Origin of the sequence: Microbacterium album (genome assembly GCF_014643695.1) — a bacterium.
Classification (GTDB): domain Bacteria; phylum Actinomycetota; class Actinomycetes; order Actinomycetales; family Microbacteriaceae; genus Microbacterium; species Microbacterium album.
Genome location: NZ_BMJY01000003.1, coordinates 298296 through 317563, shown reverse-complemented (window position 1 = coordinate 317563; position 19268 = coordinate 298296). Strand labels below are relative to the sequence as shown.

Genomic DNA, 19268 nt, shown 5'->3' with positions numbered 1-19268 from the left:
GGATTCGGATGCGGGCGCTAGTTCGCGTCCGAGCCGGTGGATGTCTCCGAATCCGTGGCGGCGTTAGTCGTCGCCGCGGAGGTCGATCGAGATCTCGACCGTGGTTCCCGCGACGTGCATGGTGCCGGCCGCGGGGTTCTGCGACTGCACCTCCGTGAGGCCGTTCATGGCGATGTTCCACGGGAAGACCACGCCGCTCACCTGGAAGCGCTCCGAGAGTGCGCGCACGGCCTCGTCGCGCGTCATCCCGACGACGTTCGGCACCTCGAACAGCTGCGGCCCGAGGGACTCGACGAGCGTGATGCGATCGCCGGGCCGCCAGTGGCCCTCCTCGGCCCGCGGCTCGACCCGCAGGACGTTCCCGCGCGGAACGCTGTTGCTGTACTCGGCCGGGGCGGCGACCACCTCGAGACGGGCCTGCGTGAGCGTATCGGTGGCTTCGGCCATGGGACGCCCGGTGACGTCCGGCAGCGGCCCGAGGGAGACGATGAAGTCCGCGGTGTCGCCCTGGTGCACGGTGCAGCCCTCGAAGCACGGGATGCGCTCCTCGGACCCGGCGGGCAGGATGTCGAGCCCGATCACCTGGTCGGCGGGCGCGTCGGTGTACAGCTCGAGGTTCTCGGCATCGTCGTAGCCGATGCGATGCTCGTCGAGCAGCGCCCTCGCGTCGCCGAGCGACATGCCGGCGAAGCCGGGCAGCACCGCCTCGGCGGGGCCCGACGACGTGACGACCGTCACCTCGCTGCCCTTGTCGACCCGGTCGCCGGCCCCCGGATCCGAGCGGATCACCATTCCTGCCGGAACCTCGAGGCTGCTCTCCTGCATCTCCCGCGCGACCAGCTCGACCTCCGCGAGCAGGTCGCGGGCCTCGACGAAGCTCCGTCCCGTGACCTCCGGCACCGCGACGAGCGAGCCCGGCCCCGAGCCGAACCACCAGCCGGCCGCGCCGGCGGCGGTCGTGAGCAGCAGCACGAGCGCGAGCAGGAAGCCGCCCCTGCGGCGGCGGCTCTGGGCGCGGCGTCGCAGGCGTGCCGCGTTGTCGCGCTCGTGCGCGGGCTCGTCCGCGTCGACGTCCCCCGTGATCTCGGTGGTCATCGGCAGGGGCCCCGGGAGCACCTTGGTCGCGCCCGGGCCGGTGTCCCCGGCCGAGAGCGGCGTCTCGAACGCCGGGGAGGAGCGGGTGGGCAGGGGCGCGATCCCGAGCTCGCGCTCGATCTCTCGAAGGCGATCGAGCATCTCCTGCGCATCGGAGGGGCGTTCGTCGGGAGACTTCTCGGTGGCCCACAGCACGAGCTCGTCGAGCTGCTCGGGGACGCCGGGGTTCTTCACGCTGGGCCTCGGCACGGACTCGGTGGCGTGCTGGAACGCGATCTGCATGGGCTGCTCGCCCTTGTACGGCTGTTCGCCGGCGAGCATCTCGTACAGGAGGATGCCGAGCGCGTAGATGTCGCTGCGCGCATCCGCCGTCCCGCGCGTCACCAGCTCGGGCGCCAGGTAGGCGATCGTGCCGAGCAGCTGCTGCCCCGTCGCGGTGTTCGCCGACGTGGCGCGCGCCAGACCGAAGTCTCCGATCTTGATGCGCCCGTCCTCCGCCAGCAGGATGTTCTCCGGCTTGACGTCGCGATGGATGAGACCGGCGCGGTGCGCGGACGCGAGCCCCGACAGCACCGCGTCCATGATGGTGATCGTCTGGGTCACGGTCAGACGCCGCTGCTCCTTCAGCAGCTGGCGCAGGGTGATGCCCGGCAGGTACTCCATCACCAGGTAGGCGAGCTCGCCGTCCTGGCCCTGGTCGAACACGTTGACCACGTGCGGGTCCGACAGGCGGGCGGCCGCGCGGGCCTCCTGGATGAAGCGGCTCTGGAAGACGCTGTCGTCGCTCAGGTGACCGTGCATCACCTTGAGCGCGACGCGTCGCTCCAGGCGCAGGTCGGTCGCGACGTAGACGGTCGCCATCCCGCCGCGCGCGATGCGGGCGCGAACACGGTATCTGTCGTCGACAAGTCGCCCGATGAGGGGATCGACCTGCTGACTCGTGCTCACGCTCAGATTCTACGGGCGCGGCCCGTGCGGCAGGGGGAGCGGCGCACCCGGTGGAACGCCGCCACCCGGGGCGTCAGCCGAACTGCGCGAGCCAGCCGTACGCGGCCTGCTCCCACTGGCCGTAGCGGTTCGGGTAGGCCGAGATCTGGACGGCCTGGGCGGCCTTCGTGAACTCCATCTTCTCCCAGCCGGGGATGTCGAACAGACCGCGCGTCGAGTAGCCGTTCGGGTCGTTCGGCCCGCCGAAGAACGCCTTCGTGGAGCGCACGGGATCCAGGATCTGCTCGGGTGTGCCCCACCCGGTGCTGGGGCGCTGCTGGAACAGGCCGAGCGAGTCGCGGTCGCCGTGGTTCAGGTTCCGCAGGCTGGACTCCACCATCGCCGTCGCGAGCGCGATCGCGATCGCGCGGTCCGACGCGCCCAGCTCGCGGCCCACCCGGATGATCAGGCGAGCGTTGTCGGCCTGCTCCCTGTCGAGCACGGCCGAGCGCTGGATGCTCGGGTCCTCGGTCGCGGCAGGGGAGGGCTTGGCAGCGGGCGCAGGCGCGGGAGCGGCGGGCGCGGCTCCGGAGAGCTTGAGCTTCTGACCGGGGTAGATGATCGCGCCCTCCGAGAGGCCGTTGGCCTGGAGCAGGGCGGCGACCGTCGTCCCGTTGCGGTTCGCGATGCCCCACAGGGTGTCGCCCGCGACGACCTGGTACGTTCCCGTCGCCGCTGCGGGAGCGGGAGCGGGAGCGGGCGCAGCCGGAGCCGGCGCCGCGGGAGCGGGCGCAGCTGGAGCCGGGGCGGGGGCGGCCGGGGCCGGCGCGGCGGGCGCGGCGGACGAGCCGGACAGCTTGAGCTTCTGGCCGGGGAAGATGGTCGCCGACGCGCCGAGGCCGTTCGCGCTGATGATCGCGGCCACTGTGGTGCCGTTCCTCTGCGCGATGCCCCACACGGTGTCGCCCGCCTTGACGGTGTAGGTCGCGCCGCCGTCGTTCGCGGCCGGCTTGGCGGCGGGAGCGGCGGGGGCGGCCGCGGAGGGTGCGGGAGTCGCCGGACGCGGCGTCGCGGCGGGCGCCGCACCCGTGAGCCGGAGCGTCTGACCCGGGAAGATGAGAGCGGATGCGCCGATGCCGTTGGCGCTGAGGATCGCCTCGACCGTGGTGCCGTGCTTCTGTGCGATGCCCCAGACCGTGTCGCCGGCCTTGACGGTGTACGTGGCCGCCGACGTCGAGGCCGGCGCCGCGGCGGGTGCCGGTGCCGGTGCTGCGGGGGCGGGCGAGCCGGGCGGTGTGAGGCGCAGGACCTGTCCCGGGTAGATCGTGGTCGTCCAGCCCAGGCCATTCCACGTCAGCACGTCGATCGTGCGCAGGCCGTTGCGGATCGCGATGCGCGTCACGGTGTCGCCCGGCTGCACGACGTGGGTCGAGGGCCGGGCCGCGGGGCGCACGGACGTCTCGACGCGTACGGTCGGCACCGCCTGGGCCGCGGCGGCGCGCGTGGCCCCGAAGGCGCTGCCGGGGACCTGGCCGTCGCGCACGCCGTCGCGCATCTTCACCTCGGCGGCCGCCGCGGGCGTGGCTCCCAGCGAGAGCGCGATGGAACCCGCGATCGCCACCGGGACGCTCGTGAACAGAGAACGCATCGGGTGGCTGGCGCGAGCGTGGCTCGCGCGTGCAGGAAGACGTCGGTGCACGTTGATATTCCCCTCGAATCGGCTGTTGACACCGTGTCATGGAAGTGAATGCCTGTCAACTCGTGCTATTTGGAGTGGCGGCTGTGGAGAGAGTGATGTCTGTGAGGCATGTGATCCGTGTGACGAATGGGGATGATCGAACTGGTCCCAGGGTCGGCGGATGCGGGCGGGTCGCCGCGGATGAGATAGTGGGCACCGTGATCGCAGACAACTCCTCGGCCACGCCCGACGGCGCGGTTCCCACCGACTGGCTGACGCTGCCCGAGGTCGCGGAACTGCTCGGCGAGACCGTCAGCCGCGTACGGCGCCTTCTCGATGAGAACGCCCTCATCGCCTCGCGCCGCCACGGGCCGCTTCAGGTCCCCTCGGTCTTCCTGCTCGACGGCGCGGTGCTCTCCTCGCTGAGGGGAACCGCGATCGTGCTGCACGATGCGGGTTTCAGCGACGACGAGGCGATCGACTGGCTGCTCGCGCCGGAGGATTCGATCGGTGCCGCGCCCATCGAAGCGCTCCGCGCCGGTCGCAAGGCCGAGGTGCGCCGGGTCGCGCAGACCCTGGCCTGATCCGGCGCGGACCGCGCGCCCGTCAGGAGCGCCGGTGCGTCGCGGCTCGCGCCAACTCGCGCAGCTGCTCCGACACGTCCGGGGCGAGATCGGCCGCCGCGAGCGCCTCGTCCGCGTCGCGCGCGTAGGACGCGATGAGCCGCTCCACCTCGTCGAGTGCCCCGGACTCCTGGATCATCGCGCGCAGGCCGCCCACGTCCGCGTCCGAGAGATCGGGGGCTCCCAGCAGCTCGTCGAAGCGCTCCCGGTCGGACCGGGCGAGGCGGGGGCGGGCGAGGGCCACGAGCGCGGTGCGCTTGCCCTCGCGCAGGTCGTCTCCCGCGGGTTTTCCCGTCACCGCGGCGTCACCGAACACGCCGAGCACGTCGTCCCGCAGTTGGAAGGCCATCCCGAGGGGGTGGCCGAACGAGCGCAGCGCCTCGAGGTGCCGCTCCCGGCCGCCCGCGAGGGCGGCACCGATCACGAGCGGCTGCTGGACGCTGTAGCGCGCCGACTTGTACGACGCGATGCGGAGCGCGCGCTCCGCGTGAGCGTCGTCGGGGGCGACGCTCCAGGCGGACTCCTCGGCGATGTCCAGGAACTGCCCCATCGTCACGTCGCGTCGCATCCGCGCGTACTCCGCGCGGGCGGCGGCGACGCGGTCCCGGTCGCGTCGCTCCGCCTGCGGGGCGTCTCCCACGAGCGCGAGCGACTCCTCGAGCAGGTCGTCGCTCCAGGCCACGAGCAGATCGCCGAGCAGCAGCGAACCGGCGCGCCCGAACGCGTCGGCGCGACCGCTCCACCCCTGCTCCCGGTGGTCGGCTTCGAGCGCGCGATGCGCGGACGGGCGGCCGCGGCGCGTGTCCGAGTTGTCGATCAGGTCGTCGTGCACGAGCGCGGCGGCCTGGAAGATCTCGAGGGCCGCGCACACCCCGATGGCCGCGCGTTCGTCGGCGTCGTGGTGCGCGCCGTCGTGCGCGTCGACGGCGCCGGCGACCGCGCGCCACCCCCACCAGCAGAAGCGCGCCCGCAGCCGCTTTCCGCCCCGCAGGGTCGCGACCGCGTGGCCGGCGAGGAGCTCGGCTTCCGGGCCGAGGGGCGTCGCCTCCTCCCGCCGCTGCGCGGCGAAGCTCTCCAGTCGCTGGGAGATCGCTTCGATCACGGGGTACGCCGGCTGCACGGGCCTAGCCTAGTTCTCCGGCCCGCGGTTAGAATGGGATCCAGCCACACCGAGGGGGACACGATGCCACTCTCCGAACAGGAGCAGCGTCTGCTAGACGAGATGGAGCGCCATCTCATGCAGAACGACGCAGATGTCGTGAGCGCGCCCGCGGGGGCGCAGGTTCTCAGCTACCGAAATCTCATCTACGGGGCCATCCTCGTGCTCGCCGGTCTCGGTGCGATCATCGCCGGCATCGCGCTGTGGAGCGGAAGTCTCGCGCTGGGGTTGACCCTCGGAGTCATCGGCTTCGCGGCCATGCTCGGCGGCGTCATCCTCGCCCTCAGTCCGGTGAAGGGCAGCGGTGCAACCGTGCGCGGCGCGAGCGTCGGGGGCACGCGCGGCCCGAGCTCCGCCTCCTTCATGGACCGCATGAACGAGCGATGGGACCGCCGCCAGCAGGGCGGCTGACGCCCACTTCCATCCACTTTCACAGCGCCGACCTTCGGGTCGGCGCTTTTTTTGCGTTCGCGAGGCTTTCAGGCTCCCCTGAGGCCTGGTTTCGGCCCGTTTTCCCTCCACCTTCCTCCACCCGCGCCATGCCTTGATTTTCTGCGGCACAGCTCGCGAGATCCGCGCGAAATCGAGCGAAGATGCTCTAGACAGTGGGGGAAAGTGGAGTAAAGTGGAGCCAACCTCGGGAGTGGCCGGACGAAGGGGGTGATGGCCGGTGCTGTTGGGTACTCACACCCCCAAGCTCGACGACAAGGGCCGCGTCATCCTCCCGGCCAAGTTCCGCGAGGAGCTGGCGGGCGGCGTCGTGGTCACGCGCGGGCAGGAGCGGTGTCTGTACGTGTTCAGCACGGCCGAGTTCGAGCAGGTGCACGAACGCGTCCGTCAGGCGCCGCTCAGCAACAAGCAGGCACGCGACTTCCTGCGCATGTTCCTGTCCGGTGCGAGTGCCGAAACCCCCGACGGCCAGAACCGGATCACGATCCCGCAGCACCTGCGCACGTACGCCGGCCTCGAGAAGGAGCTGGTCGTGACGGGCGTCGGCGCCCACGCGGAGATCTGGGACGCGGCCGCATGGAACGCGTACCTGGAGAGCAACGAAGAGAGCTACTCGGAGATGGAGCAGGAGGTGATCCCGGGCCTGTTCTGAGGCATGCCCCCGGCCGTGACTCCCACCCGCAGCCCTGACGCACTTCCCCGGCGCCAGGTCGAGCGGATGGGGATCAGGGTCGGGGGAGCGCCTCCCTCGTATCGGCACGAGAACCACGCAGCGCCCCGCACATCATGAACCTCCGCGACATCCACATCCCCGTCATGCTCGAGCGTTGCGTCGAGCTGCTCGGCCCCGCGCTCGTGCGTGAGGGCGCCGTCTACGTCGACGGCACGCTCGGCATGGGCGGCCACGCCGAGGCGTTCCTCGACCGGTTCCCCGGCATCCGGCTCGTCGGGCTCGACCGCGACCCCGCTGCGCTGAGGATCGCCGGCGAGCGGTTGCAGGCCCATGCCGACCGGATCGCGCTCGTGCACACCGTCTACGACGGCATCGCCGACGCGCTGCGGACCGCGGGCGTCGACCGCGCCGACGCGATCCTCTACGACCTGGGGGTGTCGTCGCTCCAGCTCGACGAGGCGGAGCGCGGATTCGCCTACGCGCGTGATGCGCCGCTCGACATGCGGATGGATCCCACGCAGGGGGTGACCGCGGCCGAGATCGTCGCGACGTACTCCGAGGGGGAGCTGCGGCGCATCTTCGAGCGCTACGGCGAGGAGAAGCTGGCCGGCCGCTACGCGCGCGCGATCATCGCGGCGCGCCAGCAGAGCCCGATCGAGCGCTCGGGCCGGCTGGTGGAGGTGCTGCAGCAGGCGACGCCCGCCGCGCTGTCCCACGCCGGGCACCCGGCCAAGCGCGTCTTCCAGGCGCTGCGCATCGAGGTCAACGGCGAGCTGTCCGCCCTCGAGCGGGCGATCCCGGCGGCGCTCAGCACGCTGGCCGTCGGCGGCCGGCTCGTGGTGCTGTCGTACCAGTCGCTCGAGGACCGGTTCGTCAAGCGGCTCTTCGCCGAGGCGAGCGCCTCGACGGCGCCCGCGGGCCTGCCCATGGAGCTCCCCGAGCATGCCCCGCGCTTCCGTCTGCTCGTCAAGGGCGCCGAAGTCGCGGGCGACGAGGAAGCGGCACGCAATCCCCGCGCGAAGCCGGTGCGGCTGCGGGCGATCGAGCGAGTGAGGGAGTCGGAATGAGTCCTGCAGCGAACAGCGCGGCGGTGCCGCGCACGGCGGTACCGGAGCCCGCGCCCGAACGCCGGCCGCGGCGGCGGCTGCAGCCGGTGGAGGCTCCCGCGCCGCGCCGCCGGCCGCGCCTGGCGTACGCGGTCGTCGCGCTGGCGGGCGCCGTCGCGATCGCGGTGGCGCAGATGAGCCTGTCGATCCTGATCACCCAGACCTCGTACGACATCGCCGCGCTCAACCAGGAGCGCCGAGCGGCGACCCTGCAGGCGCAGGAACTCCAGGACGAGGTGGCCGGGCTCAGCTCGCCGCAGTACCTCGCGGCGAACGCCGCCGCGCTGGGCATGGTCATCGACGCCTCGCCGAGCTTCCTGCGCCTCAGCGACGGCGCGGTGATCGGCGCCGGGCACGCCGCGGGTGCCGACTCGACCGTCGACGTGGCGGGGCGTGCGGCCGTGGGCAACGCCCTCATCGGCGACACGCCGCTCGTGACCGACCCCGCCACCACGCTCGACGGGCCCGTGGTGCAGGAGACCGAGGCCGGCGACGAGACGGCACCGGCCGCGGACGATCCGCTGCCGCCGCCCCTCACCGAGGGCCTGCCGAGGCCTCAGACCCGCTGACGCCTCGCGCGCCGACCCGCTCCTTCGACAGATCCCGCCCACGACGACCGACCACGAGCCAGGAGCACGGAAAGGCACCACGTCATGAACCCGCTCGCCACGCGCTCCGCGCGCCGCCGCACCATGGTGGCCTCGGGCATCGTGCTCGCCGTGCTCGCCGGCTTCGTCGTGCGGCTCGTCGACATCCAGGTCGTCAACGCGCGCGAGCACGTGGCCGACTCGATCGCCACGGGCAACATGGCCGGCCGCCAGACGCTGTTCGGCACGCGCGGGGCGATCGTCGACACCCACGGCGCCGTGCTCGCCAGCAGCACGATGCGGTACGACGTCGCCGTCGACCCGGCGCTGGTCGGCACGCTGAAGCTCGAGGACGAGTCGGGCGAGAAGCGCGAGGTCACGTGGCCGGAGCAGGCCGCGGCGATCGCCGAGATCACGGGTCAGGAGCCCGAGCGCGTCGAGCAGATCGTCGCGGACGCCCTCGCAGCCGATCCCCACAGCCGCTGGACCCGGCTGGCCCACAGCGTCTCCACGGCGCAGTACCAGGCGCTGCGCGAACTCGGCGTCCCCTACCTCGTGTTCGAGGCGAAGCCGTCGCGCGCCTATCCCAACGGCGCGGTCGCGGGCAATCTGCTCGGCTTCCAGGACGTCGACGGCGAGCCGCTCGCCGGGATCGAGCTGGCGCAGAACGCGTGCCTCGAGGCGCACAACGGCGAGCAGACGTTCCAGATCGGGGCGACCGACGGCATCCGGATCCCCGGCACCGAGAAGACCACGCCGGCCGTGGACGGCGGCGAGGTCGAACTCACGATCGACGCCGACCTGCAGTGGTACATGGAGCAGATGATCGCCGAGGAGACGCAGAACCAGGACGCGATCTCCGGCACGGTCACCGTCGTCGACGTGCAGACCGGCGCGATCAGGGCCGCCGCGCAGTATCCATCCCTGGACCCCAACGACGTCCTCTCCTCCGACCCGGAGTACCGCGGGTCGCTCGTGTTCGGCACGACCTTCGAGCCCGGTTCGACGTTCAAGGCCGTGACGGCCGCGATGTTGCTGGAGGAGGGGGTCGCGACCCCGTTCAGCACGACGACGGCGTCGAGCTTCGAGACGTTCCCCAACGGCGCGCGTGTGGGCGATGCGTTCCCGCACCCGGAGCACGAGTACACGCTCGCGGGCGCCCTCATCGACTCGTCCAACGTCGCGCTGTCGAAGTTCGGCGACCTGCTCAGCCCGCAGCAGCGCCACGACTGGCTCGAGCGCTTCGGCATCGGCGCCGACAGCACGGCCGTGGGGTTCCCGGGGGAGGAGACCGGCGAGCTGCACCCGGCCGAGCGGTGGGACAACCAGTCGCACTACGCGACGACGTTCGGCCAGGCCTTCACCGCGACGATCCCCAAGGTCGTCAGCGCTTACCAGACCATCGCGAACGGCGGCGTGCGCGTGCCGCTGCGCCTCGTCGAGTCGTGCACCACGCCCGACGGCGAGGTGGTCGAGCCGAAGACGGGAGAGCCCCGGCGCGTCGTGAGCGAGGAGACGGCGGAGCAGGTCTCGCTCATGCTCGAGAACGTCGCGTACCAGGGCCCCGTCTCCGAGCAGATCACGGTGCCCGGATACACGATCGCGGCGAAGACCGGTACCGCGCAGAAGACGGATGGGAACGGCCGCTACAAGGCCGGGGTGTATTTCACGAGCATCGTCGGGTTCGCGCCGGCGGACGACCCGCAGTACGTCGTCATGATTACGCTCGACGAACCGAAGCGGGTAACCTCGTCTGCGGCCACGGCGCCCGCGCTCCAGAAGGCGATGACCCAGGTCCTCAAGGCCTACCGGGTCACGCCATCGGCTTCGGAGCCCGCGACCCTTCTTCCCAAATTCAAGTGACGCGCTGCCGCGTGCGCGCGTCACGGAGGTTCCTGACCGCATGATCGCTCTGTCGTTGTCGGAGATCGCCACCGCGATCGACGGCGTGCTCCGCCTCCACGGCGCCGACACCCCCGACTCGGTGGTGTCGGGCGTCGTCGACACCGACTCGCGCAACATGGCGCCCGGCGGCATCTTCGTCGCCAAGCCCGGCGAGACCACGGACGGTCATCTGTTCGTCGGCAAGGCCGTGGAGGCCGGCGCCGTGCTCGCGATCGTGGAGCGCCCCGTCGACGACGCCGTCACGCAGATCGTGGTCGCGGACGTCCTGCAGGCGATCGCCGCGCTCGCGCGCGAGGTCGTCGCGCGCGTACGCGCGGGCGGGCGGCTCCGGATCGTCGGCATCACCGGGTCCAACGGCAAGACGACGACGAAGAACATGCTCGCGACGATCCTCCGGCCGGAGGGCGAGACCGTGGCCCCCGTCGGCTCGTACAACAACGCCGTGGGCGCCCCGCTGACGATGCTGCGGGTCACGTACGACACGCGCTTCCTGGTATCGGAGTTCGGCGCCGACGCGTCGGGTCAGATCGCGAGGCTCGCGGGGCTCGTCTCGCCCGACATCGGCGTCGTCCTCATGGTCGGGATGGCCCACGCCGGCGGGTTCGGCGGCATCGAGGCGACCGTCAAGGCGAAGTCGGAGCTCGTCGCGGCCGTGCGTCCCGGCGGCGTCGCCGTGCTCAACGCCGACGACCCGCGCGTGGCGGGGATGTCCGCGATCGCGGAGGAGCGCGGCGTCGCGGTCCGCTGGTTCGGCGAGTCCGAGTCCGCCGACGTCCGGGCGTCCGCCCTGCGCGTCAGCGCGGAGGGGACGGACGGCACCGTGACGGTGGTCGGCCGCGACCTCCCGCTGCACCTGCGCGTGCTGGGCGCCCACCACGTCAAGAACGCCCTCGCCGCGATCGCCGCGGCCGCGGAGCTGGGCGTCGCGCCCGACGTCGCGGTGGAGCGGATCGGCACGGTCGAGCTCGCCGAGCGCTGGCGCATGCAGGTGATGGGCTCCGACCGGGTCCGCATCATCAACGACGCGTACAACGCCAGCCCCGACTCGATGACCGCCGCGCTGCGCACGCTCGCGCAGATCACCGGTCCGGATGAGCGCATGGTCGCGGTGCTGGGCGCCATGAGCGAGCTCGGCGAGCACGCGCACGAGGAGCACGCGAAAGTCGGCCTGCTGGCCGTGCGCCTGCGCATCCCGCGCATCGTGGTGGTCGGACAGGAGGCGCGCAGCCTCTATCTCGCCGCGGTCGCGGAAGGGTCGTGGAACGACGAAGCGGTGTTCTTCCCCGATGCCGACGCCGCCTACGAGTACCTCCGGGACGAGCTGCGCGACGGCGACCGCGTGCTCGTGAAGTCGTCCAACTCGGCCGGGCTGCGGTTCCTGGGCGATCGTCTGGGAGAATTGTTCTCGTGAGATCACTCCTGACGGCGGCAGCGATCTCCCTGGCGTTCTCGCTCTTCCTCACCCCGGTCTTCCTGCGCGCGTTCCGCCGCTGGGGATGGGCCCAGCCGATCCGCGTCGCGAGCGCGAAGATGCTCGCCCCCGATCACGAGGTGAAGCGGGGAACGCCCACCATGGGCGGCACGATCTTCATCGTCGGCACGGTCGTCGGCTACCTGATCGGCTGCTTCGCGGGCGGCAACCCGCCGACCGCCTCGGGCTGGCTCGTGATCTGGCTCATGCTGTCGTTCGGGGCCGTGGGCTTCATCGACGACTATCTGAAGGTCAAGCAGAACCACTACGACGGCCTGAGCGGCTGGCGGAAGATCGCCGGGCAGGTGATCGCGATCGTGCCGTTCGGGATCGCGGCACTCAACTTCCCGGACGTGTACGGCCAGACCCCGGGCACGGGCTACGTGTCGTTCTTCCGTGACATCCCGGTGCTGTGGTTCATGGCGCTAGGCCCGGTCCTGGGCTGGCTGCTGTATCTCGCGTGGTTGTCCCTGCTCGGCACGGGCTTCTCCAACAGCGTCAACCTGACCGACGGCCTCGACGGCCTCGCAGCGGGCGCGGGCGTGTTCGTCGTGGGCGCATACAGCATGATCGCGTTCTGGCAGTTCAACCAGGCCTGCACGGGGGAGGGCTTCGTCGAGGCGCTGGCGCCGGCCTGCTACAACACGCGAGATCCGCTCGACCTGGCGATCGTCTCGGCCGCGCTTGTCGGAGGTCTCGTCGGCTTCCTGTGGTGGAACGCGCCCAAGGCTCAGGTCTTCATGGGCGATGTCGGCTCGATGGCGATCGGCGGCGTCATCACCGCGATGGCCGTGCTCACGCGCACAGAGCTGCTGGGCATCCTGATCGCCGGCCTGTTCGTGATCTCGTCGGGCTCCGTGATCCTGCAGCGCCTGTACTTCAAGGCGACCCGGGGCAAGCGCCTGTTCCTGATGAGCCCGCTGCACCACCACTTCGAGATGCGCGGGTGGCCCGAGGTGACGATCGTCGTGCGCTTCTGGATCATCGCGGGCATGCTCGCGCTGAGCGGGATCGGCCTGCTGTACGTCGAGTGGCTCTCCCGCACATGAGCGTCGCCGCATCGGACGGAGGCACGCGCCTCGACGGCCTGACGAGCTGGCACGCCGACTGGAGCGGCCTGCGCGTCGCCGTGCTGGGGCTGGCGGCCACGGGCTTCTCGGTCGCCGACACCCTGACCGAACTGGGCGCGGACGTCCTGGTCGTCACGGAGCAGGCCGCGGAGGAGTACGCGCGGCTCGTGCCCGTGATCGGAGCTCGTCTGTGGCAGGGCGACCTGTCCGAGGTGCCCGAGGAGCTGCGCGGCTTCGCTCCCGACGTGATCGTCGCCTCGCCCGGCTTCCCGCCCTCGCACCCCGTGATCGCCTGGGCCAGGGACGCGGGCGTGCCCCTGTGGGGTGACATCGAGCTGGCATGGCGCGTGCGCGACAAGGTGACGCGCGCCGACGGCACGCCGGCCGAGTGGGTGTTCGTCACGGGCACGAACGGCAAGACGACCACGACGCGGCTGACGGCCACGATGCTCGTCGAGGGCGGCCTGCGAGCCGCGCCGTGCGGCAACATCGGCGTCCCGGTCCTCGACGCGGTGCGCGACCCCGCCGGTTTCGACGTGCTCGTGGTCGAGCTGTCCAGCCATCAGCTCTGGTACCTGGGGCTCGAGGACGGCGCCGGATCGCCGTCTCCGCACGCGGCCGTGTGCCTCAACCTGGCCGACGACCACCTCGTGTGGCACGGCAGCTTCGCGGCGTATCGGGACGCGAAGGCGGTCGTCTACCGCCACGCCAAGGCCGCGTGCGTCTACAACAAGGCCGACGAGGCGACGCTGCGGATGGTCGAGGAGGCCGACGTCGTCGAGGGCGCGCGCGCGATCGGCTTCGATCTCGGCGTGCCGGGGCCCAGTGAGCTGGGTGTGGTCGAGGGCATCCTCGTCGACCGCGCGTTCCTCGCCGCGCGCCGGACGTCCGCCCTCGAGCTCACGACGGTGCGCGCGCTGGAGGAGCGCGGCCTGTCCGCGCCGCACATGGTCGCCAACATCCTGGCCGCGGCGGCGCTCGCGCGCTCGCTCGACGTCCAGCCCGCCGCCATCCGGTCCGCGCTGACCTCCTTCCGCCTCGATCCCCACCGCATCGAGGTCGTCGCGCGCGCGGGAGGGATCACGTGGGTCGACGACTCGAAGGCCACCAATCCCCACGCCGCTGCCTCCTCGCTGGCGGCGTTCCCGGGCGCGATCTGGATCGTGGGCGGCCAGCTGAAGGGGGTCGACATCGGGTCGCTCGTGGCCGAGCGCGGGGCGTCGACCCGTGCCGCCGTCGTGATCGGTGTCGAGCGGTCCGAGGTCGTCGCGGCGTTCGCGCGACACGCCCCCGGGGTCCCCGTGATCGAGGTCGACCACGCTCAGACTGAGAACGTCATGGCGCGGGCCGTCGCAGCGGCGGCGGGGATCGCGCGAGACGGCGATGTGGTGCTCCTCGCACCGGCGGCCGCCTCGTTCGACCAGTTCACCGGCTATGACGACCGCGGCACGCAGTTCGCCGAGGCCGTGAGGGATTGGATCGAGGGGGGCGCGACGCGTGACGCAGGCGACGACGCGACCCCCGGGGGGAGCTGACCGCCCCCGGGGCGCGGTGTCCGCGCGCGTGTCGCTCGGGCGCGTGTTCGCACCCGTGCCGGTCGAGTTCCTGCTGATCGCCTCGACCGCGCTGCTGCTGACGGGCTTCGGCGTGGTGATGGTGCTGTCGGCCACGACGGCCTCCGCCCTGAGCGCGGGGGAGAGCCCCTACAACGACGGGCTGCAGCAGGGCATCTACGCCGCCCTCGGGGTCCCGCTGATGTTCATCGTGAGCCGGTTCCCCGTCGCGTTCTTCCGGAAGATCGCGTGGATCGCGCTCTTCGGCGCCGTCGCTCTCCAGCTGCTCGTCTTCGTGCCGGGCATCGGCTACGCCGCGGGCGGCAACCTGAACTGGATCCGGATCGGGGGACTGTCCGCCCAGCCCTCCGAGTTCCTCAAGCTCGCGCTCGCGCTGTGGGCCGGGCTGGTGCTGTACCGCAAGCGCTTCCGTCTCGACAAGCTGCGGCACGTCGCGATCCCGCTCGTGCCGATCGGCGTGCTCGCGATCGGCACGGTGCTCGCGGGCCACGACCTCGGCACGGTGATCATCCTCGTGCTGGTGCTGCTGGGCACGCTGTTCTTCTCGGGCGTGCGGCTGCGCATCTTCCTGCTCCCCGTCGTGCTCGGCGCGATCGCGGTGATCGGCTACGCCGTGACGAGCGAGAACCGCATGAACCGCATCCTGAGCATGTTCGACTCGGAATGCGACTACCTCAAGGAGTGCTACCAGCCGCTGCACGGCATCTGGGGGCTGGCGAGCGGCGGCGTGTTCGGCATGGGGCTCGGCAACTCGACCGAGAAGTACAACTGGCTCCCCGCCGCGGGCGACGACTACATCTTCGCGATCGTCGGCGAGGAGCTCGGCCTCATCGGCTGCGTCGTCGTGCTGCTGCTCTTCGCGACGTTCGCCGTCGGGGCCTTCCGGATCATCCGCAACAGCGAAGACCCGTTCGTGAAGATGGTCAGCGGCGGGATCGTCGCGTGGATCATCGGGCAGGCCCTCATCAACATCGGCGTCGTGCTCCGCGTGATCCCCGTGCTGGGCGTCCCGCTGCCGTTCATGTCCGCCGGCGGCAGCTCCCTGATCGCCGTGCTGCTGGCGTCGGGGGTGCTGCTGGCGTTCTGCCGCACGATCCCCGTCGGCGCCGAGCCGTCCCCGCCGCGACCCGTGCGCTGACGCGGGGCGCGGCGGCCCGGCGCGGGCGTGCGAGGATCGGTGGGTGACGACGTACCTGCTCGCCGGCGGCGGAACCGCCGGTCACGTGAACCCGCTCCTCGCCGTCGCCGACGGGCTGCGCGCCCGGGCGGCCGCCGATGCCCGGCACGCGGGCGGTGACGTGCTCGTGCTCGGCACGCGGGAGGGCCTGGAGTCGCGGCTCGTCCCGGAGCGCGGGTACGAGCTCCTGACGATCGAGAAGGTCCCGTTCCCCCGGCGGCCCGACCGGGCGGCGCTGGCTTTCCCGGTGCGCTTCCGTCGCGCCGTCGCACGGGTGCGCGAACTCATCCGCACCCGCGGCGTCGAGGTGGTCGTCGGCTTCGGCGGGTACGCGTCGGCGCCCGCCTACGTGGCCGCGCGCCGGGAGCGGGCGCCCTTCGTCGTCCACGAGGCCAATGCCCGGCCGGGGCTCGCGAACGTGCTCGGTGCGCGAAGCGCGGCCGGCGTGGGCGTCGCGTTCGACGGCACCCCGCTGCGGCGCGCCGAGGTGGTCGGCATGCCGTTGCGCCGCGAGATCGTGGACCTCGATCGCGCGGCGCTGCGCGAGGAGGCCGCCGCGCATTTCGGCCTCGACCCCGCGCGCCGCACCCTTCTCGCGTTCGGCGGCTCCCTCGGAGCCCGCCGCATCAACGAGGCCCTCGCCGGCGCGTGGACCGACGTGCTGGCCGCCGGGTGGCAGCTGCTGCACATCACGGGCGAGCGGTCCGAGGTCGCCGATCCGGGCGCCGACGGCTATGCGCTGCGCCGGTACGTCGACCGGATGGACCTCGCCTTCGCCGTCGCGGATCTCGTCGTCTCCCGGTCGGGCGCGTCGACCGTGAGCGAGATCGCGGCGCTCGGCATCCCCGCGGTGTACGTGCCCTATGCGGTCGGCAACGGCGAGCAGCGCCTCAATGCCGCCTCCTCCCTGGCAGCGGGCGCGGCCATCCTGATCGAGGACGCCGAGTTCACGCCCGACCGCGTGCGCGCGCAGCTCGTTCCCCTGCTCGGCGACGAGGGACGCCTCGCCGCGATGTCGGCAGCCGCCGAGACGGCGGGCACGCGCCGCGGCACGGAGAACGTCATCGCCATGATCGACCGCGCGCTGGCCGGTCGCTGAGGCGAGCCGGCACCGCGGGTGTCCGCGCGCCGAGGGCCTCCGCGCGCCGAGGGCTTCCGTGCGGCGGGGCGACCTACACTTGAGCCGTCATGATCAGACCCGACCTGAGCACCCCGATCCCCTCCCGCATCGGTGCCGCACACTTCATCGGCATCGGCGGATCCGGCATGTCGGGGCTGGCCCGCATGTTCCTCGCGGCGGGCGTGAAGGTGTCGGGCTCCGACCGCGCCGACAGCCAGAACCTGCGCGAGCTCGAAGCGCTCGGCGCGCGCGTGCACGTCGGGCACGACGCCGAGAACCTCGGCGACGCCGACACGGTGGTGTTCACCGGTGCGATCTGGCCCGAGAACCCCGAGTACCTCCGGGCGCGCGAGCGCGGGCTGCCGGTGATCCACCGGTCGCAGGCGCTGCACTGGCTGATCGGCGGCCGTCGCCTCGTGGCCGTCGCGGGGGCGCACGGCAAGACCACGTCGACCGGCATGATCGTCACGGGCCTGCGGGGCCTGGGCGCCGACCCCAGCTTCGTCAACGGCGGTGTGATCGCCGGGCTCGGCGTGTCGAGCGGCACGGGCTCGGACGACGTCTTCGTGATCGAGGCGGACGAGTCGGACGGTTCGTTCCTGCTGTACGACACGTCGATCGCGCTCATCACCAACGTGGATGCCGATCACCTCGACCACTACGGCTCCCACGAGGCGTTCGACGCCGCGTTCGTGCGGTTCGCGGACGCCGCGCGGGAGGCCGTCGTGATCTCGGCCGACGACGCCGGCGCGCGCCGCGTGAGCGCGGCCCTCCGCCATGGCAACGTCGTCACGTTCGGGGAGTCCGAGGACGCCGACGTTCGACTGACGGATGTCGTCACCGACGGGCCCGTGTCGTTCGCCCTCACGCATCGCGGCACGACCGCCCGCGCTCGACTCGCCGTGCCGGGCGTGCACAACGCCGTCAACGCGGCGGGCGCCGTCGCCGTGCTGGTCGCGCTCGGCCACGCGCTCGAGCCGGCACTCGAGGCGGTCGCATCCGGATTCGCCGGCACCGTCCGCCGCTTCGAACTGCACGGCACGGAGCGGGGCGTGCGCGTGTACGACGACTACGCGCATCATCCGACCGAGGTCGCTGCGGCGCTGTCGGCGGCGCGCACGGTGGTCGGGGCGGGGCGCATCATCGCGGTGCACCAGCCGCACACCTATTCGCGTACGCAGCTGATGGCGGGCGAGTTCGCCCGGGTGCTCGAGGAGCTGGCCGATCACACGGTCGTGCTGGACGTCTACGGCGCCCGCGAGGATCCCATCCCGGGGGTGACGGGAGAGCTGGTCAGCACGGCCTTCCGCGACCCGGATCGCGTGCACTTCGTCGCCGACTGGCAGGCGGCCGCAGAGCACACGGCCGCCGTCGCCCGCGAGGGCGATTACGTCATCACGCTCGGTTGCGGCAACGTGTACCAGATCATCCCGCAGGTGCTCGGCGCGCTCCGCGAACAGGGTGTGAGCAGCCCCGACGAGGCGGTGGAGGGCAGGCCCGCGTGAGGCGGCCCGGACCGCTGCCGCCGCCCGAGCGGGACAGGGCCGGCGACGCGCCGACTCGGCCGTCCGACGCGCCGGCGCAGCCGACGGGCGACTCGGGGCGGGCAGGGGAGCAGCGGCGTCCCCGCGCCGTCCTGCCGCTGCGTCCGAAGCGCGCCGAGGTCGGGCCCGCCGTCGAGACGCCGCCGCACGAGGTCGACGCCGCTCCAGCGGATGGTGCCTCGGCCGCGGCCCCCTCGGCCGCTCCGGGAGCGGGCTGGCGCCACGTGTGGCGCGCGACGCGCGCACGCAGGCGTGCGCTGCGCGCGGAGATCAGGCGCTTCACGGGGCGCGCCCGTCGTCGCCGCATGGCCTGGATCACGGGCGTCGCCGCGGTGCTTCTGCTCGTGGTCGGAAGCGTGGGTGCCGCGTACAGCCCGCTGTTTGCGGTGCAGCGCATCGTCGTCGTGGGCGCCGAGGCCATCGACGACGCCGCGCTGCAGGAGGCCCTCGGAGCGCAGCTCGGCAGGCCCTTGCCGACGGTCGATCACAGCGAGGTGAAGGCGGCGCTCGTGGCCTTCCCCCTCATCGAGACGTACACGCTCGAGGCCCGCCCGCCGCACGAGCTCGTGGTCCGGATCGTCGAGCGCACGCCCGTGGGCGTGGTGCGCTCGGAGGCCGGCGTATCGACGGTCGACGCCGCGGGAGTCGTGCTGTCCACCGGCGACGCCGGGCCCGAGGGGCTCCCCGAGATCGACGCGGCGGGCGGCCTCGCCGCGCCGGCGTTCGCCGCGGCCGCGCAGGTGCTGCGCTCGCTGCCGGAGGACGTGCACGCGCGCGTCGCGACGGTGCGCGCCGGCACGCCCGACGATGTCACGCTGATCCTCCACGACGGCACCGAGGTGCTGTGGGGGAGCGCGGACGACTCCGTGTTGAAGGCCGCCGGCCTCGAGGCCGCTCCCGAGGGACATCACCACTACGACGTGTCGTCACCCGGCGCGATCGTCGTGCGCTGAGCGGATCCGGATCCGACTCGCGACACGCCCGCGCCCAATCCGCCCCCGAGCGCCCGGCCCCCGTACCTTCGGGAACAGGAATTGCATACCGGGAAATACTTTAACCCTCATGTAGAGGGTGAAGGTTCACCACCCGGATGAGACCAGGGTTCGGAC

16 protein-coding genes are annotated in these 19268 nt (G+C 72.2%); 13 read left to right on the top strand and 3 right to left on the bottom strand.

Annotated features, from left to right (window positions below; translation table 11 throughout):
• Window positions 1–63: 63 nt before the first annotated feature.
• Both pknB and IEX37_RS06265 read right to left on the bottom strand, forming a co-directional pair.
• Window positions 64–2043, bottom strand: a complete 1980-nt coding sequence (gene pknB / locus IEX37_RS06270; RefSeq protein WP_188755374.1) for a Stk1 family PASTA domain-containing Ser/Thr kinase — start codon at window positions 2041–2043, stop codon at window positions 64–66.
• 73 nt (window positions 2044–2116) lie between these two features.
• Entirely contained in the window at window positions 2117–3208 is a 1092-nt protein-coding gene (locus tag IEX37_RS06265; RefSeq protein ID WP_444543224.1) for a LysM peptidoglycan-binding domain-containing protein, read from the bottom strand.
• A gap of 710 nt (window positions 3209–3918) precedes the next feature.
• Between IEX37_RS06265 and IEX37_RS06260 the strand changes: the two genes are divergently transcribed.
• Entirely contained in the window at window positions 3919–4284 is a 366-nt protein-coding gene (locus IEX37_RS06260) for an Rv2175c family DNA-binding protein (RefSeq protein ID WP_229663109.1), read from the top strand.
• 22 nt (window positions 4285–4306) lie between these two features.
• On the opposite strand, the gene IEX37_RS06255 is transcribed toward IEX37_RS06260, so the two are convergent.
• On the bottom strand, window positions 4307–5443 hold the full coding sequence (locus IEX37_RS06255) for a polyprenyl synthetase family protein (protein ID WP_188755373.1): 1137 nt from the start codon (window positions 5441–5443) through the stop codon (window positions 4307–4309).
• Window positions 5444–5506: 63 nt separating this feature from the next.
• On the opposite strand from IEX37_RS06255, the gene IEX37_RS06250 reads away from it, so the two are divergent.
• From IEX37_RS06250 to IEX37_RS06195, 12 genes are all read left to right on the top strand, one after another.
• Window positions 5507–5893, top strand: coding sequence for a DUF3040 domain-containing protein (locus IEX37_RS06250; protein WP_188755372.1), 387 nt, complete (start codon window positions 5507–5509; stop codon window positions 5891–5893).
• A gap of 259 nt (window positions 5894–6152) precedes the next feature.
• Entirely contained in the window at window positions 6153–6584 is a 432-nt protein-coding gene (gene mraZ / locus IEX37_RS06245; protein ID WP_055991719.1) for a division/cell wall cluster transcriptional repressor MraZ, read from the top strand.
• Between the two features lie 134 nt (window positions 6585–6718).
• Window positions 6719–7672, top strand: coding sequence for a 16S rRNA (cytosine(1402)-N(4))-methyltransferase RsmH (rsmH, locus tag IEX37_RS06240; RefSeq protein ID WP_188755371.1), 954 nt, complete (start codon window positions 6719–6721; stop codon window positions 7670–7672).
• Window positions 7669–8280 carry a cell division protein FtsL gene (gene ftsL / locus IEX37_RS06235; RefSeq protein ID WP_188755370.1) on the top strand — a complete coding sequence of 204 codons (612 nt, stop codon included), beginning with the start codon at window positions 7669–7671 and terminating at the stop codon, window positions 8278–8280. Before rsmH ends, ftsL begins: the two co-directional genes overlap by 4 nt.
• Window positions 8281–8364: 84 nt before the next feature.
• Window positions 8365–10161, top strand: a complete 1797-nt coding sequence (locus IEX37_RS06230; RefSeq protein ID WP_188755369.1) for a peptidoglycan D,D-transpeptidase FtsI family protein — start codon at window positions 8365–8367, stop codon at window positions 10159–10161.
• Window positions 10162–10201: 40 nt separating this feature from the next.
• Window positions 10202–11614, top strand: a complete 1413-nt coding sequence (locus tag IEX37_RS06225) for a UDP-N-acetylmuramoyl-tripeptide--D-alanyl-D-alanine ligase (protein WP_188755368.1) — start codon at window positions 10202–10204, stop codon at window positions 11612–11614.
• The gene (mraY, locus tag IEX37_RS06220) at window positions 11611–12723 is read left to right on the top strand and encodes a phospho-N-acetylmuramoyl-pentapeptide-transferase (protein ID WP_188755367.1); all 1113 of its coding nucleotides are present in this window, start codon (window positions 11611–11613) and stop codon (window positions 12721–12723) included. The genes IEX37_RS06225 and mraY overlap by 4 nt, the downstream gene beginning before the upstream one ends.
• Window positions 12720–14279, top strand: coding sequence for a UDP-N-acetylmuramoyl-L-alanine--D-glutamate ligase (gene murD / locus IEX37_RS06215; protein WP_188755366.1), 1560 nt, complete (start codon window positions 12720–12722; stop codon window positions 14277–14279). The genes mraY and murD overlap by 4 nt, the downstream gene beginning before the upstream one ends.
• Entirely contained in the window at window positions 14242–15456 is a 1215-nt protein-coding gene (ftsW, locus tag IEX37_RS06210) for a putative lipid II flippase FtsW (RefSeq protein ID WP_229663108.1), read from the top strand. Before murD ends, ftsW begins: the two co-directional genes overlap by 38 nt.
• Before the next feature lie 43 nt (window positions 15457–15499).
• Window positions 15500–16594, top strand: coding sequence for a UDP-N-acetylglucosamine--N-acetylmuramyl-(pentapeptide) pyrophosphoryl-undecaprenol N-acetylglucosamine transferase (locus IEX37_RS06205; protein WP_188755365.1), 1095 nt, complete (start codon window positions 15500–15502; stop codon window positions 16592–16594).
• Between the two features lie 89 nt (window positions 16595–16683).
• Window positions 16684–18120, top strand: a complete 1437-nt coding sequence (gene murC / locus IEX37_RS06200) for a UDP-N-acetylmuramate--L-alanine ligase (protein WP_188755364.1) — start codon at window positions 16684–16686, stop codon at window positions 18118–18120.
• Window positions 18117–19112 (top strand): cell division protein FtsQ/DivIB, encoded by a 996-nt coding sequence (locus IEX37_RS06195; protein ID WP_229663107.1) that lies wholly within the window; start codon window positions 18117–18119, stop codon window positions 19110–19112. Before murC ends, IEX37_RS06195 begins: the two co-directional genes overlap by 4 nt.
• Window positions 19113–19268 lie beyond the last annotated feature (156 nt).